Genomic DNA, 22,993 nt, shown 5'->3' on the forward strand with positions numbered 1-22,993 from the left:
ATTACGCCTGCTGCGCTTCGGTATCGTCGGGGTCGGCCGGATAGCCTTTTGGCCGGCGCCGCCGGAACAACTTGCCGATCCGCTTGCCCGCCTTGGCAAACGCCATCTCCAGCGCACCGATGGCCTGACCGCCCGGCACATAGGCGACGCGGTAATACATCCACAGGATCAATCCCGCGAACAGCACGAAGGGCACCCAGAAGGCGAGCACCGGATCGAGCAGCCCGATCGAGGCGACATCTTCGCCGTATTGGTTGATCTTGTGATAGGCCACCACCATCACGATCGACACGAACACGCCCAGCGCACTGGTCGACCGCTTGGGCGGGATCGCGAGCGCGACTGCGAGGAGCGGCATCAGCAGCATCATCACGATTTCGACGAGGCGGAAGTTGAAGCTCGCCACGCTGGCATCGCGCTGATCGGATGCTACATCGCGGTTCCAGCCGATCTTGAGCAGTTCGGGCAAAATAAACTCGCGCGTATCGTCCCCGCGCGAACGGAATTTCTCGATCGCTGGCAAGTCGATCGGCAGATCGTGGCGGCTGAAGCTGAGCACGCGGGGTGTCTGGCCGCGCATCCCGGTGTCCTGGATGATCGTGCCTTCGGTCAGACGCAGGATGATCGTATCGGGATTGTCGCGCGTGGCAAGGAATGCGCCCTCGCGCGCGCTGATCGAGAGCACCTGCCCCTTCTGGTTGGCGACGCGAGCGAAGATGCCGATCAGGCGGCGCCCGTCATCCTCGCTTTCTTCGATCCTGAGGGCCATGCGGTCGGCCAGCGTGGTAAACTCGCCCACCTTGATCGATGCGCCCAGCGCGCCCGACCGCAGATCGTAATTGAGCTGTTCGTAATAGTAGCGGCTTACCGGCTGGACATAGAACACCAGCGCGATGTTGATCGCGGTCAGTATGAGCGTGATCAGATAGGGCATCCGCAGCAGGCGGTTATACGACAGGCCCACGGCGCGCATCGTGTCGAGTTCGGAAGATGTCGCGAGCTTGCGGAACGCGAGCAGCACGCCGAGCAGCAGTCCGAGCGGAATGGCGAGGCTGGCATATTCGGGGATCAGCGCGCCCAGCATCTTGAACACGACGCCCACCGGCCCGCCTTCGACCGCGACGAAATCGAACAGGCGCAGCATCTTGTCGAGCATCAGCAAGGACGCGGCAAGCGCGAAGACGCCCAGCATCGGCACGATGGTCAGTCGCAGGATGTAGCGATCGATGCTGGGAAAGAAGTTGAGCAAAAGGCTGTTCCGGTCCGTCCGTCGGTATTCGCGCGTGCAGCAAAGCCCTAGCGCCTTCGCGCGCGCGCGTCATGCCCCCAATTGCGTCGCGACCGAACGGGTTCCATCAGGCAGCGCCGCAGCACTACCAGAAGCGGCTTCCCGGAATGCCCTTGAACGGCCCCGCCTCGCGGCTGGTGATCCAGCCGCCGTAAAAGCCGCCGGGTTGGGGTGTAACCTGCTCGCCATCAACCGTCACTTCATCGAACGGCGCAGCGTAAAACGCGATATGTCCGGCAATCCCCGCAAAGGCAGGCGTCGGCGCCGGGTAGGACCAGCCGGCCCCGGCGAAGCGTTCGCCTGCGATCAGCACGTCCCAGTAGACTGCCTGCCCCTTCCATTCGCAGATCGAGCGCGCCGGGTTCGGCGCCAGATGCGCCATCGCGATGTCGGCCTGCGGGATATAATAGGTGGGCGGGTGGGAGGTTTCGAGCGTGCGCCAGGCTTCGCGCGTGTCGGCGAGGATCACGCTCCTGTGCACGATGCGGATATGACGCGCAGTGGGCTCGGCAATCGCGGGGCGGGGATAGTCCCAGACGCTTTCCTGCCCAGCGCGCGGCGGATCGGGCTGGGGGTAGTGCGGCTGCTTCACAGCGCCGCGCCGCTCATGCTTTTTCGAGCGTGCATTGCAGCGGGTGCTGGTTCTGCTTGGCAAAATCCATCACCTGATTGACCTTGGTTTCGGCTACTTCATAGGTGAAGATGCCGCACACGCCGACGCCGCGCTGGTGGACGTGAAGCATAACGCGGGTCGCCTGTTCCAGATCCATGCTGAAAAAGCGTTTGAGCACGAGCACGACGAATTCCATCGGCGTGTAATCGTCGTTGAGCATCAGCACCTTGTACTGGCTCGGCTTTTTGGGCTTGGCGCGGGTCTTGGTGGCGATGCCGACGTGGTTTTGCCCGTCACCGTTCTTGTCGCCATCATCATCCTCGGAGCGGATGGCGGCACGCTGCACGAGCGGCAGCGAGGCCAGATCGGCAAGGGCGGGAAGGGCGCGGATCGACATGAGCCTCCATTATGGGATTCGCGTGCCCGGGTGCAAGCGATAGGTAGGAATTGTTTTGGCGCGCTTCGGGCGGCTTTTGCCAAAATTAAGGCCGGCCAGACGCGAGGGTCTGGCCGGCCAGCGCCTTGCGGCGCGTTCTCATTGACCGGGTTGGGAGAGAGGAGAGAGGCCCGGCCGGAGAAATTCGTTTGCCTTATGCGGCGGTCTTCACCTTTTCGACCGCGACGCTGACGCGGTTCGAAATCGGGGCGAATGCGTCGTTGTAGAGCTTGACCCAGGCTTCGGTGCGCTTCGAGCCGTAGGAAACCATCGCATCGAAGTTGCGGCGGGCGATTTCGCCCTGCAGCTGGAACAGTTCGGTCGGCGACTTGACCGCGGCGACCTTCTTGACGTCCTGCGTGACGGTTTCGATCACGGTCTTGCCGGTTTCGACGTTGTCCTTGAGCAGTTCCTGCGCGCCGGCAAAGAAGATCTTGCCGCTTTCGACGACGGCTTCGACGTTCGCCTTGGTGAACTCGGTCGCTTCGCTGGCGAGCACGGTGCCCTTGGCCGCTGCGGTCTTGGCGCGGGTATGGACGTCCGAGAAGACTTCCTTGGCGGTTTCGGTGATGTTTGCGGTGTTGACGGTGGCCATGATGGTGTCCTTGATCTTGGTAGCGGGGTTGGTCGCGGCGGGCGCTGTCGCCTCGGTCGCGGGCTCGCTGGTTTCAGTCTTGGCGATCTTGACGGGCGCCGGCTTGCGGGCAGGCACAGTCTTGGTCGAGGCCTTCTTGGCGGGCTGAGGAGCGGCAGCATCCGGCGCCGCAACAGCCTCGGCGATCGCATCAAGGTTGATGCTTGTCGCGTCATCGGCCTTCGCAGCCGCGTCACCCTTCGCCTTTTGCGCTGCCGCATCGATCTTGGCGACCTGCGACTTCGTTTCGGCACTTTTTTCAACGTCGGACATTGCGGCCTCGCTTCATGTTGCACTGCACAAAATAGGCTGCGTGCAACCGAAGTCAAGCATTTTTGTGCAGTGCACAAAAACAGGATGAAGTGCGTCTCCGGGCTAGCGCGTCTTCACATAGCGGCCCGGGGCGTCCTCGATCACGGGGTCATCCTTGCCGCCGGGTGTGCGCTTGCCATCCGCGGCTACGCGGGCGTCGGATTGGCGGTGCAGCCATTCGAGCCAGTGCGGCCACCAGCTGCCCGGATGCTCGGTCGCACCGGCGACGAATTCCTTGAGGCTGGGCGCGGCGCTGTCGCCGACCCAATATTGGTATTTGCCCGCAGAAGGCGGGTTGACCACGCCCGCGATATGCCCCGATCCGGCTAGCAGAAACTCCATCGGGCCGCTGAAATGGCGGGTGATCCGCCAGACGCTTTCGGCCGGCGCAATGTGATCCTCGCGCCCGGCCTGCACGAAAGTCGGTGTGCCAACGCGGGTCAGATCGATCGGGGTGCCATCCGCCTTGAGCGCATCGGGCACCACCAGCTTGTTGTCGCGATAGAGATCGCGCAGGTAGGAATCGTGCCATTTGGACGGCAGATTGGTGACGTCGCCGTTCCAGTGGAGCAGGTCGAAGGCGGGGTAATCCTCGCCCAGCAGGTAGTTGTTGACGACGTAATTCCAGATCAGATCGCGCCCGCGCAGCGCATTGAACGCGGCGGCAAGGTAACGCCCGTCGAGATAGCCGTTGGGCGACAGCTTGCCGATCATCTCGAGCTGGCCGTCGTCGATGAAATTCTTGAGATCGCCGCTCTTCTCGAAATCGACCTGCGCGGTGAAGAAGGTTGCGCTTTTGACCTTGTCCGCCTCATTCCGGCGGTGCAGCACCGCCAGCGTCGCTGCGAGCGTCGTTCCGGCAACGCAATAGCCGATGGTGTGGACCGCAGGCACATCGAGCCGCGCGCGGACGTGATCGATCGCATCGATCTGCGCGCGGATGTAATCGTCCCACACGACGTCGGCCATGCTTTCGTCGGCCGATTTCCAGCTGACCACGAACACCGAAATGCCCTGATCGACCGCCCATTTGATGAAGCTTTTCTTCGGCGTCAGGTCGAGGATGTAGAAGCGGTTGATCCACGGCGGGAAGATCACCAGCGGCACCGCGAGCACGTCCGGCGTCGAGGGCGCATACTGGATCAACTGATACAGCGGCGTTTCGTGCACCACCTTGCCAGGGCTGGCGGCAAGGTTGTCACCCAACCGGAAGGCGTTCGGATCGGTATGCGTCAACTGGCCGCGTTTGAGATCGTTGATCAGGTGCTGCATCCCGCGCACCAGATTGGCGCCCTTGGTGTCCATCGTGCGTTTGAGCACCACCGGATTGAGCGCGATGAAATTGTCCGGGCTCATCGCCTCGGCCAGTGCGGTCATGGCAAATTCAAGCTGCTGGCGCTTGGCGCGGTCGATCCCGTCCATGCTCCTTACCATCTGCCGCATATGCTCGGTCAGCATCAGATAGGTCTGGTGCAGCAGCACGAAGGCGGGATGCTCCCGCCACGCAGGATCGGCAAACCGCCGGTCGGAACGCGGCAGGCTCGCAGCCTCGGGCGGTGCGCCCGCGCCCGCCGTGCCGCTGAAACTCTGCATCATCCCGGCCCACAGCTGCATCTGGTCCTGCGCGAGCTTGGCCGAGGTTTCGAACATCGCTTTGGGCCATTGCCCCAGCATCGCCTGCGACATCACCAGCCACTGCGCAGGGTCGGGCACCATCGCGCCGGTCGCCCCCTTGGCAGCCTTGGCGGCGGCCGCTTCGGTCTGGTGCGCGGCGTAATCTAGCCAGAGCGCCTGCAACGACGATGCGCTTGCCGCCCATTCAGCCATGTCTGCGGGTCCGGCAAAAGGCGCGGGCGCGGCATCGGGCGATGCGGCCCCCATCATTTGCCGGATCGCCGCGTTCTGCATGTCGAAGAACCCTTTGAGGCTCTCGCCCGCCGCCTCCAGCGGGTCGTTGTCGTGTGCCATAGCCGCCAGATTCGTCCCTTTATCGCCGCGTGGGGCGTGATAGTGCCGTCAATCGGCTTGTGCTGCAACTCACCGAAACCCGCTTCCCAGTCAGCGCAATATTCGCCAAGGGAAGTGTCGCGCAAACGCATCAACCGCCCGCAAGACAAGGGTATGACATACCATGAATGACCAGTTCTATCGCATGAAGCGGATGCCCCCGTATGTGATCGCGGAGGTCAATGCCATGCGTCATGCAGCGCGGCTTGAAGGGCGCGATATCATCGATCTGGGTATGGGCAACCCCGACCAGCCGCCGCCGAGCCATGTCATCGACAAGCTGTGCGAAGTGGCGGCGAAGCCCGATGCGCACGGCTATTCGCAGTCCAAGGGCATTCCGGGCCTGCGCCGCGCCAAGGCGGGCTATTACGCGCGCCGGTTCGGGGTCGAACTTGATCCCGATACCGAAGTGGTGGTGACGATGGGATCGAAGGAAGGGCTGTCGAGCCTCGCGACTGCGATCATCGCGCCGGGCGATGTGGTGCTGGCTCCCAATCCCAGCTACCCGATCCATACCTTCGGCTTCATCATTGCCGGCGCAACGATCCGGTCGGTGCCGACCACGCCGGACGAGCATTACTGGGAATCGCTCGAGCGGGCGATGAACTACACCGTTCCGCGCCCCAGCGTGCTCGTGGTCAGCTATCCGTCCAACCCCACCGCGGAAACCGTCGACCTGCCGTTCTACGAGCGGCTGGTGGCTTGGGCGAAGGAAAATCAGGTCTGGATCGTCAGCGATCTGGCCTATTCCGAACTCTATTTCGACGGCAAGCCGACGCGTTCGATCATGGAGGTGCCGGGTGCCAAGGATGTCGCCATCGAGTTCACCTCGATGTCCAAGACCTATTCGATGGCCGGCTGGCGGATGGGGTTTGCGGTCGGCAATCCCAAGCTGATCGCGGCGTTGACGCGCGTGAAGTCCTATCTCGATTACGGTGCCTTCACGCCGATTCAGGCAGCGGCCTGCGCCGCGCTGAACGGGCCGCAGGACATTATCGAAAGCAACCGTCAGCTTTACCACAAGCGCCGCGACGTGATGGTCGAGGCGTTTGGCCGGGCTGGCTGGGACATTCCGCCGCCGCCCGCCTCGATGTTCGCCTGGGCTCCCCTGCCGCCGGCGCTGAAATCGATGGGCAGCCTCGAATTTTCCAAGCAGCTGCTCACCCAGGCGCAGGTCGCGGTTGCTCCGGGCGTGGGTTACGGCGAAAACGGCGAAGGCTTTGTCCGCATCGCGATGGTGGAAAACGAACAGCGGCTGCGACAGGCGGCTCGCAACATCAAGCGCTATTTGCAATCGGTGGGAGTTAACAGTTCGGCCGCTTAGGGGTTCACCCCTAGGTGTCCTTGCATCGGAGGCTTTAACAAGGGTTATTGCCCGTAATTGCCTTTGTTTGCAAACGCGTGGCATAAGCGACCAATGGAGATTGCAATGGGTTCCGGCGCCGAGCGGCGGATAACCGACAGGCAACGCGCCGTGATGGAGCGGATCGACCGCCGCGTCCCGATCAAGGTGATTGCGGCGGAGCTCGGCGTGTCCGAAACCCGCATCAATCAGCACATCCGCGCGCTCAAGGATGTGTACGCCGCAGCCAGTCTTGGCGAGCTGGTCGAGAATTACCGCGCCACGATCATCGCTGATCCTTCGGAAGGTAACCCTTCAGATGACCTCGGGGCTTTTGCGGATACAGCCTTGCTGCAGCCCTACAGCGAATCTGCATACACAAATTCGCAGCTTAATCCCGCGCCGCATCTGGCCGAATTGGGGCCCCGGAACGATCCGGGCCAACTGGTTCTCGGCGATGCGATGCCCCTTTTCGAACAGGCACCGTGGCTGAGACCGGGAGAGCCCAGGGTGGTTCCCGGAGTGCTCGACGGTGAGCATGCCGTTCTGATGCGACTGGGCGCGATTGTGGGGATCGCCGCAGGTATTCTGGCTTCGGTGATCCTCGTGTTTACCGCCGCCTCTACCCTCAGTGAAGCAACGGAAGGCAAGGCTTATCTCTCCGTTCAGTCAAAGGGGGCGACCGGTTGAGCGCCGGTTGCGCTGGAGATGCGCGATGGAAAACCGAATTGTTGCCGATGCACGCAATCTGAAGAAACTGATCCGCGAAGCCGAAGGCCTTGCAGACGAAGCGATCATCGCAATGGCGCGGCTGAAGCAGGCGATGCTGTCGGCCCGGCAGAACCCGATGATCGAAGTCAACACGGGGCAGCGGGCCTTGCTGCGCCTCACCGAAGCCGAAAGCCAGGCGCTGGCGATGTCGACCAACCTTTTGCGGGTGCATGACGAACTGAGCAAGGTTGCACTTGTCCATGCCGCTGGCGACATGGGCGACCCCACCAAACTTCCGCCCAGCGATCTTAACGCACTGCCGGCAAATCTGCTGCGACAGACGGAACGGCTTCCTGCCTGATCACATGGAAGACCTGATAAATTTCCTCAATGCCTACCGGGTCCCTGCCCAGCATCTGATCGCCGTCCTGCTTGCAGGCGCGATCTGGCGCTGGGGCAGGGGGCCGGAGAAATGGTTGATCGGCGTATTTCTGGCCACGATGGTGGTGCCGGTCTATGCCATTCGCTGGCTGTTGCCCGACCGTTCCGGAGCGGCTCCATTCATGATGGCGCATCTGGTGCTGGACGTGATTGCCTTTGTGCTGTTCCTTGCCATCGCGCTCAGGGCCAACCGCAATTACCCGCTGTGGGTTGCAGGTTTCCAACTGGTCGCGCTGGGAACGCAGCTGATGACGATCGTCTGGGACGGGGCCTCGCCGCTTGCCCTGGTGATCCTGATCACCGGTCCGTCCTATTGCCAGCTGCTCCTGCTGAACGCAGGGTTCGTGCGCCATGCTTTTCGCGAACGCCGTTACGGGCGATATCGCGAATGGCGCATGACGGCGCCTGTCTCAGGCGGATATGCCTTATGACAAAAGCAGCCGCTGATCGCGGTTTCGCCGCAGGCCATGCGCCATGCTGACGCAGGCCCGGTTGCAGCCCACCTTCCCTGTTTCCGCGCCCGCTTTACCAGCTGCACGGTCCGAACCGCCGCGCCTGTTTGGCGGGGGCGCGCAGGCAAGCGAACAGCGGGCCGGTGCGATGATCGCCTATCTGCGCGATATCGTGCTTGCCCCGCCGACCCGTTTCGAACGCGGTCATGCAATCTTTCTGAACCGTGAAAGCGGCTTTCTGGGAGAGGCCGCGTGCGGGATCGGCACGATGACCACTCTCGCAATCCGCATGCGCACGCTGCTGGGCGAGGCGTTGCGCCGCGATGCGGCCGGCATCATTCTGGCGCATAGCCACCCGTCGGGCCATTGCCGTCCGAGCGATTGCGATATCGCCGCCACCCGGCGCTTGCACGAAATCGCGCAGGCACTCGAGATCCGGCTGGTGGATCACCTGATCTTCACCGACGATGCGGTCTATTCGATGCGTGCGGGCGGCCTGTTGTGAGCGCGCTGTCGCCATCCCACCATTTCGCCGCCAACCTTGCCCCGGGCGCACGGTTCCGCACGGCGGGCGACCTGACGCTCGATCTCGTCCACTGCGACGCGCGGGTCGATGATTGCTGGCTTGGGCTGGAACGGGAGGCGTTCGCGATGCTGTGGCAACTTGCCGCCGTGCCGGGGGAGCGCCTGACGCCGGATGAACTGTCGGCCGAGACGAGGCAAAACGGGGACGACCGCGAACCGGACAGCGCGGTGCGCGGTCTTGCCGGGTTGAAGGCACGACTGGCCACAGTGGGAATGGCCTATCTGATCTGCACCGACGGAGAACGGCGAGTGTTCCTCGATGCGCAGTCCTCTGCCGGCGTGGCGCGGGCCTGGATGCGGGGCTAGCGTCACTCTGGACAGCGCGCAGGCGTTCCGCCAATCTTGGCGGCAAGCACAGATCACGAAGGATTGCCGCACCATGTCCGCTACCGCCACAGCCGCCGCCACCACGCTTGCCAATGACCGGATCGTGATCGAGCTCGGCGACGACGGGGTCGCGGATGTCCGTTTCGTGCGCGGCGACAAGATGAACGCGCTCGACCATGACATGTTCGAACGCTTGATCGAGGCGGGCCATGCGCTCCAGCGGATGAAGGGCCTGCGCGCGGTAGTGCTCTCGGGCGAAGGGCGCGCATTCTGCGCCGGGCTCGACCTGTCCAATTTCTCGCGCAAGCCCGCCGAGGACGAACCCCCCTTGACCGAACGCACCTATGGCAATGCCAACCGCCCGCAGCAGGTGGCGATGCAATGGCGCAAGTTGCCCGTGCCGGTGATTGCGGCGATCCACGGCGTGTGTTTCGGCGGCGGGCTGCAGATTGCCAGCGGCGCGGATATCCGCATTGTCCATCCCGAAACGCGGATGGCGATCATGGAGATGAAGTGGGGGCTGGTTCCCGACATGGGCGGTTATGCCCTGTGGCGCGGGCTGGTGCGCGACGATGTGTTGCGCGAACTGATCTACACCAACCGCGAATTTTCCGGACAAGAGGCACAGGCGCTGGGGCTTGCCACCTATCTCGATGCCGATCCGCGCGAACGGGCCTTTGCCATTGCGCGGCAGATCGCGCTCAAGAACCCGCACGCGATCCGCGCCGCCAAGCGGCTTCAGGCCGCGATGTGGGAGCGCCCCGCCGATGAAATCCTGATGGAGGAAAGCATCGAACAGCATGCAATCATGCGCAGCCGCAACCAGGTCGAAGCGGTGATGGCCGAAATGGAGCGGCGCAAACCGCAATTCGACGACGTCTGACGCGCATAACCGCCCGCGCGTTACGTCTTGCGCAGGTCCGACAATATGCCGCAGCGCCGTTCGACGTGGGCGGTTGCAAGCAGTTCGGCGATCGGCGCATCGCAGCGCCGCCGCCAGTTGGGGTGGGTATCGATCGTGCCGGGCAGATTGGGCTGTTCCTCCAGCCCCAGCATATCCTCGAGCGAAACCAGCGCGATCGCCGAAGGCGCGCGGGCGATGTGCGCGATTGCGGCATCGACCACGGGTTCGGGATTGTCTGGCGCAGGCCGTTCGGGATCGTGCGACAGCGTCGACCACAACAGCCCGCGGTCCCAGTCGCGGACGCTGTCGGCCTCGTCGCGGGTCATGCCTTCGGGCAGCCGGGCGAGGTAATCCGCCCAGTACAGATCGCGCCCGCGCCACCACCCGGCGACGGTGACGGTGTCATGCGTTCCGGTCATGGCCGCGCTCAGCGGTTCGTAATCGCCCGCGCCGATAAAGCCCTGATCGGCGGCGCGTTCGAACCACAGCACGCGCATGCCGAGCATCCGCCGGTCGGTCACCGCTTCGGTAAAGCCATAAGGCGCGGTGCCCAGATCCTCGGCGATCATCACTGCGCCCGCGCGGTGCGCTTCGAGGGTTGCAAGCCGGATCAGGTCCTCGAACGGATAGGTCAGGTACGCCCCGTCCTGTGTCTCTGCGCCTTCGGGGATCACCCATAGCCGGGCGAGGCCGAAGGCGTGATCGATCCTCAGGCCGCCACCCGCTGCCAGCCCGGCGCGGATCATCGCGATCCACGGCGCATAACCGCTCGCGGCCAACCCCTGCGGCGAAAATCCGGTAATACCCCAGTTCTGCCCCAGCGGGCCCAGCGGATCGGGCGGGGCGCCGATCATCAATCCATCGAGCATCGCGTGGCGCAGCGACCAGGCATCGCTGCCCGAAGGATCGACCCCGACCGCCAGATCGCCGATCAGCCCGATTTGCATCCCCGCGCCCTTGGCAGAAGATTGGGCGGCCTCCAGCCCGGTGCGCGCGACGTTCTGCACGAACAGGTGGAAGACGATTTCGTCGGCGTTCTGCGCGGCAAAGCGCGCCGCATCCTCGCTTTCGGGGTCCCGGAATTCGGACGGCCAGCCGCGCCAGCCATGCGCGCCTGTGGCAGCACGGAAATGGCAATCGAGCGCGTCGAACAAGGCATGGCGGCGCAGCATTTCATCATCGGCCACGACCATCGCTGCGCGGCGGGCAGGGTCGAGCGCGTCGAATATCGCGCGCAGTTGTGCCTGGCGGCGCGGCAAAGCGTCGCCCCAATCGATCAGCGGGCCTCCGGGTTCAGTTGGCAGCGGCGCAAGCCCCGCCAGCGCAGGATCGGCCAGCGCGCCGTTCAGGAACAGGCGGCTCGACGGCGAATAGGGGCTGTGATGCCTGCCATGCCCGGGAAACAGGGCGTGGACCGGATTGATCGCCAATGCATCGGCCCCCGCAGCGCCGAAGGCGCGGGCGGCTTCGGCAAGTTCGCCGAAGGTGCCGTAGGGCGAGGGGCGTTCGCCGCGCAGCGCCGGGATCTGCACCCCCACGCCCCACGGGCGCCGGCGGCTTTGGTCGGGCAGCGGGCAATTGTGCGGCGCTGCGGCCAGACGCGTGACATTGTCGTCGAGCACAAGGTCGTAATAGCCCGGGACATCGGGCGCGGTAATGCGAGTGCCGCTGAGTTGCAGCGCGCGGGTCACGCCATCCTCTCCGGTCACCTCGGCGCGCGCCGGGGCGAAGGGCAATTCGATCACCGTCCCGCAATCGGCAACCAGCATCGCGGGAAGGGCACGCCGGGCATCGTCGATCGCCACGCGGCTGCGCGCGATCTGGCGCTCGTCGGAGGCCTCATGGCCCAGCGCGTGAAGCGCAGCCGCCAAGGCCTCATCGCTCACCTGCTGGTGACGGCCTTCGACATCGATCCAGTCGCGCTGCAACCCTGCGGCCTGCGCCAGCGCGTGCAATTGCTCCATCGCCGCCTCCTTGTCACCGATGCGCATCGGGCGCTTCGCCGCGTCTGGCAAGCACCGCCGGCGCTCCGGGAGCAAAATAGTCGCATGAATACGATTGTGGCGGCACTTCTGCGATTGCTGCAATGCGGCGCACCTGATTAGGATGCAAACCATTGCCGGTGGGGCGAGGCATGCTGGCGGAGAACGCCGCCCGGCATGATGCCGCTTCCGGATCATCAAGGAGTGCGGCGCGCGTGACCAACAGCCCCCAAGGCAAGGTGCAGGAATTCGAGACGCGGATTCTGGACGCGCTGCACCACCGCGTCGGCAAGAACGAACGCGCGGCCAAACCGCACGACTGGTACAACGCCGCCGTGCTCGCGCTGCGTGACGATATCATCGACAAGTGGTTCGCATCGACCGCGCGCACCCATGAAGCGGCGGGCAAACGGGTCTATTACCTCAGCCTCGAATTCCTGATCGGGCGGCTGCTGCGCGATGCGCTGTCGAACCTCGGGTGCAACCGGGTGATGGAGCAGGCGCTCGAACGGCACGGGCTCGATCTTGCGCGGCTGGAGGAGCTTGAGCCTGACGCCGCGCTCGGCAATGGCGGGCTCGGGCGGCTCGCGGCGTGTTTCATGGAAAGCCTCGCCAGCCTCGACATTCCCGCCTTTGGTTATGGCATCCGTTACATCAACGGTATGTTCCGGCAGCGGATCGACGAAGGCTGGCAGGTGGAACTGCCCGAAACTTGGCTCGCGCATGGCAACCCGTGGGAGTTCGAGCGCCGCGAAAGCGCCTATCTGATCGGGTTCGGCGGCGAAGTGACCAGTGATCAAGGCGCGATCCGCTGGGCCCCGGCAGAACAGATCGAAGCAACCGCGGTCGATACTCCGGTGGTCGGCTGGCAGGGCAAGCGGGTCAACACGCTCAGGCTGTGGACCGCCAACGCGCTCGATCCAATCCAACTGGCAGCCTTCAACGCAGGCGATCACGCGGGCGCGCTGGCAGGGCAGGTGCGCGCCGATACGCTGGTGCGCGTGCTCTATCCGGCGGATTCGACCGCGGCGGGGCAGGAGTTGCGGCTGCGGCAGGAGTTCTTCTTCTCCTCGGCCAGCATTCAGGACATCGTGCGCCGCCACGTGCAATATCACGGCGACATCCGCACGCTGCCCGACAAGGCGGCGATCCAGCTTAACGACACGCACCCTTCGGTTGCTGTCGCCGAGCTGATGCGCTTGCTGATGGACGAGCATCACCTCACCTTCGCGGAAAGCTGGGATATCACCCGCGCCACGATCGGTTACACCAACCACACGTTGCTGCCCGAAGCGCTCGAAAGCTGGCCGCTGCCATTGTTCGAGCGGATGCTGCCGCGGCACATGCAGATCATCTACGCGATCAATGCCAACGTGCTGCGCGAAGCGCGCCGTGCAGGGCTCGACGATGCCGCGATCGCTGCGATCTCGCTGATCGACGAACATGGCGAGCGCCGCGTGCGGATGGCGAACCTTGCCTTTGTCGGCGCGCATTCGGTGAACGGGGTGGCGGCGCTGCACACCGGGCTGATGAAGGAGACGGTGTTTGCCGATCTCCACAAACTCTATCCCACGCGCATCAACAACAAGACCAATGGTGTCACCCCGCGCCGCTGGCTGCATCAGTCGAATCCACGCCTGACCGGACTTGTCCGCGAAGCGATCGGCGATGGTTTCATCGCCGATGCCGAGAGACTGTCTGATCTTGCGGCGATGGCGGGCGACGCAGCGCTGGGCGAGCGGGTGGACGAGGTCAAGCGCGCCAACAAGGTCGATCTGTCGAACCACTTGCGCGAGTTGACGGGCCTGCGCCTCGATCCCGACGCCCTGTTCGATGTGCAGATCAAGCGCATCCACGAATACAAGCGGCAGCTTCTCAACCTGATCGAGACGGTCGCGCTCTATGACCAAATCCGAAGTCATCCCGAACGCGACTGGGTGCCGCGGGTGAAGATCTTCGGCGGCAAGGCGGCGCCGACCTATCACAACGCCAAGCTGATCATCAAACTCGCCAATGATATCGCCCGGCGGATCAATTCCGACCCCAGCGTGGGCGAGGTGTTGAAGGTGGTGTTCGTTCCCAATTACAACGTCAGCCTTGCCGAGAAGATCATCCCGGCAGCAGACCTCAGCGAACAGATCTCGACCGCAGGCATGGAAGCGTCGGGCACGGGCAACATGAAGTTCGCCTTCAACGGCGCGCTGACCATCGGCACGCTCGACGGGGCGAATATCGAGATCATGGACCGTGTCGGGCGCGACAATATCGTGATCTTCGGGCTGACGGCGGAAGAAGTCGCCGCGACCCGCGCCAAGGGTTACAATCCGCGCGAGGTGATCGAAAGCAGCCATGAACTGGCGCAGGCGGTCAAATGCATCGCCGATGGCGTGTTCAGCCCGGACGAGCCCGATCGCTACCGCGGGCTGATGGACGCGCTGATGCAATCGGATTGGTTTATGGTCGCTGCCGATTTTGACGCCTATGCCGCCGCCCAGCGCGATGTCGATGCACGCTGGCAAAACCGCGCCGGCTGGCGCAAGTCGGCAATCATGAACATTGCCAATGTCGGATGGTTCTCCTCCGATCGCACGATTTCCGAATACGCCCGCGAGATCTGGGGCGTGAAGTGAGGCCGCCGCCCGAAGCCATCGCCGCGTTGCTCGATGGTTCGCACGCGGATCCTTTCGCGCTGCTGGGCACGCATGCAGGGCCGGAGGGCACCTTTGCCCGTGCGATCCTCCACGGCGCCGAACAGGCCGAGGCATTTTCGCTCGAAGGCGAGCACCTCGGCGCGATGACCCGGATCGACGGGCCACTGTTCGAAGGCACTTTGCGCGGTCCGCCGCAGCCGATCCGCTATTCCTGCCGCGCCGGTGACAGCCAGTGGTGGGTGACCGATCCCTATTCCTTTGGCCCCGTGCTGGGCCCGATGGACGATTTCTTGATCGCCGAAGGCACGCATTACCGCCTGTTCGACAAGCTCGGCGCGCATGTGATCGACCATGAAGGCGCGAGCGGCGTTCACTTTGCGGTGTGGGCGCCCAATGCACGATCCGTGACACTGGTGGGCGACTTCAACGGCTGGAACGGCGCCGCCCACATGATGCGCCGCCGCGCGGATATCGGGGTATGGGAAATCTTCGTCCCCGGCATCGGCGAAGGCGCGATCTACAAATACCGGATCGTCGGGCCGGATGGCACGGTACAGCCATTGAAGGCCGATCCCTTTGCCTTCGCCAGCGAACTGCGCCCAAAAACCGCCAGCATCGTCGCCTGCCCCGTCAAGCGCGAGTGGGGCGATGATGCGCACCGCGCGCACTGGGCTAGCGTCGATCCCCGGCGCGAGGCGATATCGATCTATGAAGTCCACCCCGGCTCGTGGCAGCGCGACGACAATGGCTGGTTTCTCGGCTGGGATGAATTGGCCGCGCGGCTGATCCCCTATGTGCTCGACATGGGCTTTACCCATATCGAATTCATGCCGGTCAGCGAACACCCCTATGATCCCAGCTGGGGCTACCAGACCACCGGGCTCTACGCTCCCTCGGCGCGCTTTGGCGATGTGGAGGGTTTCGCGCGTTTCGTCGACGGCGCGCACCGCGCCGGGATCGGCGTGCTGATCGACTGGGTGCCCGCGCACTTTCCGGTCGATGATCACGGGCTTGCCCGGTTCGATGGCACCGCGCTTTACGAACACGAAGACCCGCGGCTCGGCTTTCACCCCGACTGGAACACCGCGATCTACAATTTCGGGCGGCAGGAAGTGCGCGCATTCCTCGTCAACAACGCGCTGTTCTGGGCCGAGAAATATCATGTCGATGGCCTTCGCGTCGATGCGGTCGCCTCGATGCTTTACCGCGATTACTCGCGGCAGCCCGACGAATGGATCCCCAATGCCGAAGGCGGGCGCGAGAATTGGGAGGCGGTCGAATTCATGCAGGCCACCAACCGCGCGCTGTATGGCACGCATGCGGGCGTGATGACGATCGCCGAGGAATCGACCTCATGGCCCGGCGTCTCCCAGCCCGCCTATGCCGAAGGCCCGCGCGCCGCGCTGGGCTTCGGGTTCAAGTGGAACATGGGCTTCATGCACGACACGCTGCAATACATGGCGCGCGATCCGGTCCACCGCAAATACCACCACCACGAGATCACCTTCGGGCTGGTCTATGCCTTCACCGAAAACTTCGTCCTGCCTTTGAGCCATGACGAGGTGGTGCACGGGAAGGGCACGATCCTCGGCAAGATGAGCGGCGATGACTGGCAGCAATTCGCCAATCTGCGCGCTTATTACGCGATGATGTGGGGATACCCGGGCAAAAAGCTGCTCTTCATGGGCCAGGAATTCGCCCAGCGCCGTGAATGGAGTGAAAGCCGCGCGCTCGACTGGGAACTGCTCGACGCGCCGGCGCATCGTGGGGTTGCCGATCTGATCCGCGATCTCAACCGCGTCTACCGCGAAACGCCGGCGCTCCACGCGCGGGATTGCGAGGCGGAAGGGTTCGAATGGCTGATCGCGGACGATGCCGACAATTCGGTGTTCGCCTGGCTGCGGCGGGCACCCGGCGCGGCGCCGGTTGCAGTGATCGCCAACATGACGCCCAACTATCACACCGGCTACCGTATTCCTCTGCCGCATGACGGAACATGGGCCGAGATAATCAATTCGGATGCAGAGACTTATGGTGGCAGCGCGAAGGGCAATCTCGGGAAAGTGAGTGCAAGCGGCGGAGCGGCGCATGTCTTGCTGCCCCCGCTCGCCACGATCATGCTGCAATTCACAGGCTGAATACCAAGATATCGATCCGGGAGAGAGCGGGATGGACAAGAGGACGACGGGCAGGCCGCTGGCGCGCGATGCCATGGCCTATGTGCTGGCAGGCGGGCGCGGCAGCCGTTTGATGGAGCTGACCGACCGGCGAGCCAAGCCCGCGGTCTATTTCGGCGGCAAATCGCGGATCATCGATTTTGCGCTGTCGAACGCGATCAATTCGGGCATCCGCCGCATCGGGGTGGCGACACAGTACAAGGCGCATTCACTGATCCGCCACATGCAGCGCGCCTGGACGTTCCTGCGCCCCGAACGCAACGAAAGCTTCGATATCCTGCCCGCCAGCCAGCGCGTGTCGGAGAACCAGTGGTACGAAGGCACGGCCGATGCGGTGTTCCAGAACATGGACATCATCGCCAGCCTTGCACCCAAGTACATGGTTATCCTTGCGGGCGACCACATCTACAAGATGGATTACGAATTGATGCTGCAGCAGCACGTCAATTCGGGCGCGGATGTCACCGTTGGCTGTCTGGTCGTGCCGCGGATGGAAGCGACCGGCTTCGGCGTCATGCAGGTCGACGGCGCCGATACGATCACCGCCTTCGTCGAAAAGCCCGCCGACCCGCCCGGCATCCCCGGTAATGAAGGCATGGCGCTCGCTTCGATGGGCATCTACGTTTTCAACACCGAATTCCTGTTCGAACAATTGCGCCGCGATGCCGACGACCCCACCTCCAAACGCGATTTCGGCGGCGACATCATCCCCTATATCGTCAAGCACGGCAAAGCGGTGGCGCACCGGTTCACCAACAGCTGCATCCGCGCAGCCGAGGAGATCGAGGAATACTGGCGCGATGTGGGCACGCTCGATGCCTATTTCGAAGCCAACCTCGACCTCACCGACACCGTCCCCAAGCTGAACCTGTATGATCGCGATTGGCCGATCTGGACCGATGCGGTGGTCGCCGCACCGGCCAAGTTCGTGCACGACGAGGACGGCCGGCGCGGCTTTGCCGTCTCGTCTCTGGTGTCGGGCGATTGCATCGTCTCGGGTTCCGAAGTGGTGCGCAGCCTGCTGTTCACCGGGGTCAAACTGGGCAGCTATTCGAGCGCGCACGAAGCGGTGATCCTGCCCTATTGCAACATCGGGCGCGGCGCACGGCTGCGGCGGGTGATCATCGATTCGGGCGTGCGTATCCCCGAAGGCATGGTGATCGGCGAGGATCCCGCGCTCGATGCAAGCCGCTTCCGCGTGTCCGAAAAAGGCGTGGTGCTGGTCACCCGCGACATGATGGCGCGTCTGGGGCTGTGACGCTGAGGGTTCTGTCGGTCGCGTCCGAGGCCGCGCCGCTGATCAAGACCGGCGGGCTGGCCGATGTCGCTGGCGCTTTGCCCGCGGCGCTGGCCCGGCAGGGGGTGGAAGTGACCACCATGCTTCCCGGCTACCCCGCGGTGCTGGCGGCCCTCGGTAAGACGCGTGCGCTTTACAAATGGCCCGCGTTGCTGGGCACCCCGGCGCGCCTTCTGGCCGGCAAAATTGGCGATCACGATTTGCTGGTGCTCGATGCGCCCGCGCTCTTCGATCGCGCGGGCGGGCCCTATGGTGACGCTTCGGGGCAGGACTGGGACGACAACTGGCGGCGCTTTGCCGCATTCTCGCGCGCCGCAGCGGATGTCGCGCGCGGCGCGGTGAAGGGGCGGACGTTCGATCTGGTCCATGCGCATGACTGGCAGGCCGGTCTGGTGCCTGCCTACCTGCGCTATTCCGACGATGCAGATGCCGCACCCGTGCCGAGCATCATGACGATCCATAACATGGCGTTTCAGGGTGCCTTTCCGCCCGAAATATTTCCCGAGCTCGGCCTTGCCGAGGCCGCCTGGCACGTCGACGGAGTCGAGGCCTATGGGCAGGTCGGCTATCTCAAGGCAGGCATGCAGCTGGCCTATGCGATCACCACCGTCAGCCCGACCTATGCCGGGGAAATCCGCTCGGCAGAATTCGGCATGGGGCTCGAAGGGATCGTGCAGGCGCGTTCGGGATGCGTCCATGGAATTCTGAACGGGATCGATACCGCCGACTGGAATTCGGCAAATGATCCCACGCTTGCAGCCACTTTCTCCGTATCCCGGCTGGCGTCGCGGGTGCGCAACAAACGCGCGCTGGAACGCGAATTCGGGCTGGCTCCGGGCGATGGCCCGCTGTTCATCGTCGTCAGCCGCCTGACTTGGCAAAAGGGCATGGATGTGCTCGCCGGCGTGCTCGATCATCTGGTGGGGATTGGCGGGCGGCTTGCGTTGCTGGGATCGGGTGACAGCGAGATGGAAGAGGCTTTCCTCGCCGCCGCCGCGCGCCACCCTGGGCGGATCGGGGTGCGGATCGGCTATGACGAGGCGCTCTCGCACCGTTTGCAGGCAGGCGGCGATGCGATCCTTATCCCCAGCCGGTTCGAGCCATGCGGGCTGACCCAGCTTTACGGACTGGCCTATGGCTGCGTACCGGTCGTGTCACGCACCGGCGGGCTTGCCGATACGGTGATCGATGCCAACCCTGCCGCACTCGCCGCAGGGGTCGCCACTGGCATCCAGATGAATGCCGTCACCGACACGATGCTGGCAATGGCGATCAGCCGCACAGCCAACCTCTATGCGCAGCCGGCAGAATGGAGACGCATCCAGAAAAACGGGATGCGCGCCGATTTTTCATGGGGCGCCAGCGGCGCTGCCTATGCCGCGCTCTACCGCCAATTGACCAGGACACAGGGATGATCACGACAGTCGCCGCCACGCCTTTCAGCGGTCAGAAACCCGGCACATCGGGGCTGCGCAAGAAAGTTCGCGTGTTTCAGCAACCGGGCTATGCCGAAACCTTCATCCAGTCGGTGTTCGACGTTGCCGAGCGCGGTGAGGGTGCGGCGCTGGTGATCGGCGGCGACGGGCGGTTTCACAACCGCGCCGTGATTGCCACTGCGATCCGCATGGCTGCGGCCAATGGCTATGCCCGCGTGCTGGTGGGGCAGGGCGGCATCCTTTCGACCCCGGCCGCGAGCCATGTGATCCGCAAATACCGCGCGAGCGGCGGGCTGATCCTGTCGGCCAGCCACAATCCCGGCGGTCCGGACGAGGATTTCGGGATCAAGTACAACATCGCCAATGGCGGCCCCGCGCCCGAGGCGGTGACCGAGGCGATCTATGCCCGCACGCAAGCGATCGACCGGTGGATGATTGCCGAAGACGGCGCGGACATCGACCTCGACCGGATCGGCACGTCCCTCATCGGCGACATGATCGTCGACGTGATCGATCCTGTCGCGGACTATGCCGATCTGATGGAGCAGCTGTTCGATTTCGCCGCGATCCGGGAAGCCGTGCGCGGCGGGCTGACGATGGCGTTCGATGCGATGCACGCGGTCACCGGCCCCTATGCCACCGAAATCCTCGAACGCAGGCTCGGCTTCCCGACGGGCACGGTGCATAACGGCACCCCGCTCGAAGATTTCGGCGGGCATCACCCCGATCCCAATCTGGTCCATGCCCGCGTGCTTTACGATCTGATGATGTCGCCCGATGCGCCCGCGCTTGGCGCGGCATCGGACGGGGACGGCGACCGCAACCTGATCATCGGCAAGGGCATCTTCATTACCCCGTCGGATTCGCTCGCGATGCTGGCAGCCAATGCGCACCATGCCCCGGCCTATGCGGGCGGATTGAAGGGCATCGCGCGCTCCATGCCGACCAGCGCCGCAGCCGATCGCGTGGCTGAGGCTCTGGGCATTCCCGCATGGGAAACGCCGACGGGCTGGAAGTTCTTCGGCACGCTGCTCGACGCTGGAAAGGCGACGATCTGCGGCGAGGAAAGCGCGGGCACCGGGAGCGATCACGTGCGCGAGAAGGACGGGCTGTGGGCGGTGTTGCTGTGGCTCAACATCCTTGCGGCCACCGGAAAGCCCGTGCGCCAGATCGCCGAGGAGCACTGGGCGCGCTTCGGGCGCAACTACTATGCCCGGTTCGACTATGAAAACGTCGACAGTGCCGCGGCCGAAGCGGTCGTTGCCGCATTGACCGCGCAGCTTGCCGACCTGCCCGGGACGGCGGTCGGCCCGCTGACCGTCAGCATGGCCGACAGTTTCGCCTATACCGACCCGGTCGATGGCGCAGTGAGCGCGGACCAGGGCCTGCGCATCGGCTTTGCAGGGGGCAGCCGGTTTGTCGTGCGCTTGTCGGGCACGGGAACACAAGGCGCGACGATCCGCTTGTATCTCGAACGCTACGAGCCTCTCGATGGCATCCTCGACGGAGATACCCTGACCATGCTGACCGATATCATTGATGCGGCGGAAAAGCTTGCGCGCATCGCCGCGCTGACTGGCCGCACCGCGCCGGATGTCGTGACATGAGCGCCGATCTCGGCGCCATCGTCAGCGATGGCACGACCCGCTTCCGTGTCCGCGCGCCGCGCGCCGACCAGCTCGACCTGTGCCTGTTCGATAGCGACGACAAGGAAACGCGCATCGCGATGACGCGCGACGATGATGGCGAGCACTGGGTCACCGAATTGCCCGAGGATCTGACCGGGCAACGCTATGGCTACCGCGCCAAGGGTGAATGGGCGCCGGACAAGGGGCTGTGGTTCGACGAGGCGAAACTGCTGGTCGATCCGCACGCAACGCAACTCGACCGCCGGTTCAAGGCCGACAAGTCGCTCACCGAACACGCCGCGGACACCGCGCACATCGTGCCGCGCGCGATCGTGATGCGCGAATACGAGGCCTTTCCAAAGGCCCCGCCCGCCTTTACGCATGGCGGCCTGATCTACGAGGTCAACGTCCGGCTGTTCACGCTCGAACATCCCGACGTGCCGGAAAATATCCGCGGCACGATCGCGGCGATGGCGCATCCGGCGGTGATGGCGCACCTCAAGAAGATCGGTGTCAGCGCGGTCGAATTCATGCCGATCATCGCCTGGATGGATGAACCGCACCTCGGGCCGCTCGGGCTTGCGAACCACTGGGGTTATAATCCGGTTGCAATGATGGCGCTCGATCCGGGCCTTTGCCCCGGCGGCGTTCCCGAGCTGCGCAAGACGGTCGAGGTCTTGCATGCCGAGGGGATCGGGGTCTTGCTCGATCTGGTTTTCAACCACACCGGGGAGGGCGACGCGACGGGGAATGTCATCTGCCTGCGCGGCCTCGACGATACCGCCTATGCGCGCAGCGAAGACGGCGTGATGCTGAACGATTCGGGATGCGGCAACACGGTCGATTTCGGTCAGGAATGGATCCGCGAACTTGCGCTCGACACGATGCGCCACTTCGTCGCGCGCTGCGGGATCGACGGTTTCCGCTTCGACCTTGCGCCGATCATGGCGCGCAGCCCCGGTTTCGATCCTGAAGCCCCGATCTTCGCCGCGATCGCGCAGGACGAGTGGTTGCAGGACCGAGTCATGATTGCCGAACCCTGGGACATTGGGCCGGGCGGTTACCAGGTGGGTCAGTTCCCTGACACGTGGCTCGAATGGAACGACCGGTTCCGCGACGATGTCCGCAAATTCTGGAAGGGCGAGGCGGGGATCAATGTGCTCGCGACCCGGCTTGCCGGATCGTCCGACCTGTTCGGCGAACAGACCCGCAGCATCAACTTCCTTGCCGCGCACGATGGGTTCACGCTGGCCGATACGGTGGCCTACAACGAGCGCCACAACGAGGCGAACGGCGAAGACAATCGCGACGGACACAGCGACAACAATTCGTGGAATTGCGGCGCCGAAGGGCCGACCGACGATCCGCACGTGCTTGCCTGCCGCGCGGCCGATCTGCGCGCCTTGCTGGGCACGCTCTTCGCCTCGACCGGCACGATCATGCTCACCGCGGGCGACGAATTCGGCCGCACCCAGCATGGCAACAACAACGCCTACTGTCAGGACTGGCCGATCGACTGGTCCGCGCGCGACACCGGGCTGGAGGATCACGTCGCCGCGCTTGCCGCTGAACGCAATCGCCACTTGGACAAGCTCACGCGCTTTCCGGAAGGCGGCGAATGGCGATCGCTCGGCGGCGATGGTCTCAATCCGGGCGAGTGGGAAGACCCTGCCACCCCGGGCTTTGTCTATCATCCGCCCGAGGGCTCGGATTACCCGGTGATCCGGATCGATCGCGCCGAACGCAAGGCGACTCTGGGCGGCTGATCCG

Annotated in this window: 19 protein-coding genes; 13 read left to right on the top strand and 6 right to left on the bottom strand. The window is 64.2% G+C overall.

Annotation, left to right across the window (positions count from 1 at the left end):
• Position 1: 1 nt before the first annotated feature.
• The 5 genes from A9D12_RS07075 to A9D12_RS07095 all read right to left on the bottom strand — a co-directional run bounded on the left by A9D12_RS07075 (position 2) and on the right by A9D12_RS07095 (position 5,251).
• Entirely contained in the window at positions 2-1,249 is a 1,248-nt protein-coding gene (locus A9D12_RS07075) for an LptF/LptG family permease (RefSeq protein ID WP_082925447.1), read from the bottom strand.
• Positions 1,250-1,373: 124 nt separating this feature from the next.
• Entirely contained in the window at positions 1,374-1,880 is a 507-nt protein-coding gene (locus tag A9D12_RS07080; RefSeq protein ID WP_068350657.1) for a DUF427 domain-containing protein, read from the bottom strand.
• 13 nt (positions 1,881-1,893) lie between these two features.
• Complete coding sequence (clpS, locus tag A9D12_RS07085; RefSeq protein WP_231889725.1) at positions 1,894-2,298, bottom strand: ATP-dependent Clp protease adapter ClpS; 405 nt, start codon at positions 2,296-2,298, stop codon at positions 1,894-1,896.
• 193 nt (positions 2,299-2,491) lie between these two features.
• Entirely contained in the window at positions 2,492-3,244 is a 753-nt protein-coding gene (locus tag A9D12_RS07090; RefSeq protein ID WP_068350658.1) for a phasin family protein, read from the bottom strand.
• Positions 3,245-3,346: 102 nt separating this feature from the next.
• Positions 3,347-5,251: a PHA/PHB synthase family protein gene (locus A9D12_RS07095; RefSeq protein ID WP_068350659.1), complete on the bottom strand. Its 1,905-nt coding sequence runs from the start codon at positions 5,249-5,251 to the stop codon at positions 3,347-3,349.
• Between the two features lie 163 nt (positions 5,252-5,414).
• Between A9D12_RS07095 and A9D12_RS07100 the strand changes: the two genes are divergently transcribed.
• The 7 genes from A9D12_RS07100 (at position 5,415) to A9D12_RS07130 (ending at position 10,031) form a co-directional block, all read left to right on the top strand.
• Complete coding sequence (locus A9D12_RS07100; protein ID WP_068350660.1) at positions 5,415-6,614, top strand: LL-diaminopimelate aminotransferase; 1,200 nt, start codon at positions 5,415-5,417, stop codon at positions 6,612-6,614.
• Between the two features lie 105 nt (positions 6,615-6,719).
• Positions 6,720-7,322: a helix-turn-helix domain-containing protein gene (locus tag A9D12_RS07105; RefSeq protein ID WP_068353939.1), complete on the top strand. Its 603-nt coding sequence runs from the start codon at positions 6,720-6,722 to the stop codon at positions 7,320-7,322.
• Between the two features lie 25 nt (positions 7,323-7,347).
• Positions 7,348-7,704: a hypothetical protein gene (locus A9D12_RS07110; RefSeq protein WP_068350661.1), complete on the top strand. Its 357-nt coding sequence runs from the start codon at positions 7,348-7,350 to the stop codon at positions 7,702-7,704.
• Between the two features lie 4 nt (positions 7,705-7,708).
• On the top strand, positions 7,709-8,215 hold the full coding sequence (locus A9D12_RS07115) for a hypothetical protein (RefSeq protein WP_068350662.1): 507 nt from the start codon (positions 7,709-7,711) through the stop codon (positions 8,213-8,215).
• 43 nt (positions 8,216-8,258) lie between these two features.
• Positions 8,259-8,741: a JAB domain-containing protein gene (locus A9D12_RS07120; protein ID WP_082925448.1), complete on the top strand. Its 483-nt coding sequence runs from the start codon at positions 8,259-8,261 to the stop codon at positions 8,739-8,741.
• Complete coding sequence (locus A9D12_RS07125) at positions 8,738-9,127, top strand: response regulator transcription factor (protein WP_068350663.1); 390 nt, start codon at positions 8,738-8,740, stop codon at positions 9,125-9,127. Before A9D12_RS07120 ends, A9D12_RS07125 begins: the two co-directional genes overlap by 4 nt.
• Positions 9,128-9,200: 73 nt before the next feature.
• Entirely contained in the window at positions 9,201-10,031 is an 831-nt protein-coding gene (locus tag A9D12_RS07130; protein ID WP_068350664.1) for a crotonase/enoyl-CoA hydratase family protein, read from the top strand.
• Between the two features lie 20 nt (positions 10,032-10,051).
• Here A9D12_RS07130 and malQ read toward each other — a convergent pair whose 3' ends face one another.
• Complete coding sequence (gene malQ, locus A9D12_RS07135; RefSeq protein WP_197489893.1) at positions 10,052-12,043, bottom strand: 4-alpha-glucanotransferase; 1,992 nt, start codon at positions 12,041-12,043, stop codon at positions 10,052-10,054.
• 206 nt (positions 12,044-12,249) lie between these two features.
• On the opposite strand from malQ, the gene A9D12_RS07140 reads away from it, so the two are divergent.
• Genes A9D12_RS07140 through glgX form a run of 6 tightly spaced genes read left to right on the top strand, consistent with a single transcriptional unit; the run spans position 12,250 to position 22,989 of the window.
• Entirely contained in the window at positions 12,250-14,664 is a 2,415-nt protein-coding gene (locus tag A9D12_RS07140) for a glycogen/starch/alpha-glucan phosphorylase (RefSeq protein WP_231889726.1), read from the top strand.
• Positions 14,661-16,823, top strand: a complete 2,163-nt coding sequence (gene glgB / locus A9D12_RS07145; protein WP_068350666.1) for a 1,4-alpha-glucan branching protein GlgB — start codon at positions 14,661-14,663, stop codon at positions 16,821-16,823. Before A9D12_RS07140 ends, glgB begins: the two co-directional genes overlap by 4 nt.
• A 31-nt stretch (positions 16,824-16,854) precedes the next feature.
• Positions 16,855-18,120: a glucose-1-phosphate adenylyltransferase gene (gene glgC, locus A9D12_RS07150; RefSeq protein WP_068350667.1), complete on the top strand. Its 1,266-nt coding sequence runs from the start codon at positions 16,855-16,857 to the stop codon at positions 18,118-18,120.
• Entirely contained in the window at positions 18,117-19,574 is a 1,458-nt protein-coding gene (gene glgA / locus A9D12_RS07155) for a glycogen synthase GlgA (RefSeq protein WP_068350668.1), read from the top strand. The genes glgC and glgA overlap by 4 nt, the downstream gene beginning before the upstream one ends.
• Positions 19,571-21,202, top strand: coding sequence for an alpha-D-glucose phosphate-specific phosphoglucomutase (locus A9D12_RS07160; RefSeq protein ID WP_068350669.1), 1,632 nt, complete (start codon positions 19,571-19,573; stop codon positions 21,200-21,202). Before glgA ends, A9D12_RS07160 begins: the two co-directional genes overlap by 4 nt.
• Positions 21,199-22,989, top strand: coding sequence for a glycogen debranching protein GlgX (glgX, locus tag A9D12_RS07165; RefSeq protein WP_068350670.1), 1,791 nt, complete (start codon positions 21,199-21,201; stop codon positions 22,987-22,989). The genes A9D12_RS07160 and glgX overlap by 4 nt, the downstream gene beginning before the upstream one ends.
• The last annotated feature ends 4 nt before the right edge of the window (positions 22,990-22,993 follow it).

This window comes from Erythrobacter neustonensis (genome assembly GCF_001663175.1).
In the GTDB taxonomy this organism is placed as follows: Bacteria; Pseudomonadota; Alphaproteobacteria; order Sphingomonadales; family Sphingomonadaceae; genus Erythrobacter; species Erythrobacter neustonensis.

Excerpts from the sequence above, each read along its gene's own strand:
- clpS (WP_231889725.1), bottom strand. The coding sequence starts at position 2,298 with ATGTCGATCCGCGCCCTTCCCGCCCTTGCCGATCTGGCCTCGCTGCCG.
- A9D12_RS07090 (WP_068350658.1), bottom strand. The coding sequence starts at position 3,244 with ATGTCCGACGTTGAAAAAAGTGCCGAAACGAAGTCGCAGGTCGCCAAG.
- A9D12_RS07095 (WP_068350659.1), bottom strand. The coding sequence starts at position 5,251 with ATGGCACACGACAACGACCCGCTGGAGGCGGCGGGCGAGAGCCTCAAA.
- A9D12_RS07100 (WP_068350660.1), top strand. The coding sequence starts at position 5,415 with ATGAATGACCAGTTCTATCGCATGAAGCGGATGCCCCCGTATGTGATC.
- A9D12_RS07105 (WP_068353939.1), top strand. The coding sequence starts at position 6,720 with ATGGGTTCCGGCGCCGAGCGGCGGATAACCGACAGGCAACGCGCCGTG.
- A9D12_RS07110 (WP_068350661.1), top strand. The coding sequence starts at position 7,348 with ATGGAAAACCGAATTGTTGCCGATGCACGCAATCTGAAGAAACTGATC.
- A9D12_RS07115 (WP_068350662.1), top strand. The coding sequence starts at position 7,709 with ATGGAAGACCTGATAAATTTCCTCAATGCCTACCGGGTCCCTGCCCAG.
- A9D12_RS07120 (WP_082925448.1), top strand. The coding sequence starts at position 8,259 with ATGCTGACGCAGGCCCGGTTGCAGCCCACCTTCCCTGTTTCCGCGCCC.
- A9D12_RS07130 (WP_068350664.1), top strand. The coding sequence starts at position 9,201 with ATGTCCGCTACCGCCACAGCCGCCGCCACCACGCTTGCCAATGACCGG.
- malQ (WP_197489893.1), bottom strand. The coding sequence starts at position 12,043 with ATGCGCATCGGTGACAAGGAGGCGGCGATGGAGCAATTGCACGCGCTG.
- glgC (WP_068350667.1), top strand. The coding sequence starts at position 16,855 with ATGGACAAGAGGACGACGGGCAGGCCGCTGGCGCGCGATGCCATGGCC.
- A9D12_RS07160 (WP_068350669.1), top strand. The coding sequence starts at position 19,571 with ATGATCACGACAGTCGCCGCCACGCCTTTCAGCGGTCAGAAACCCGGC.
- glgX (WP_068350670.1), top strand. The coding sequence starts at position 21,199 with ATGAGCGCCGATCTCGGCGCCATCGTCAGCGATGGCACGACCCGCTTC.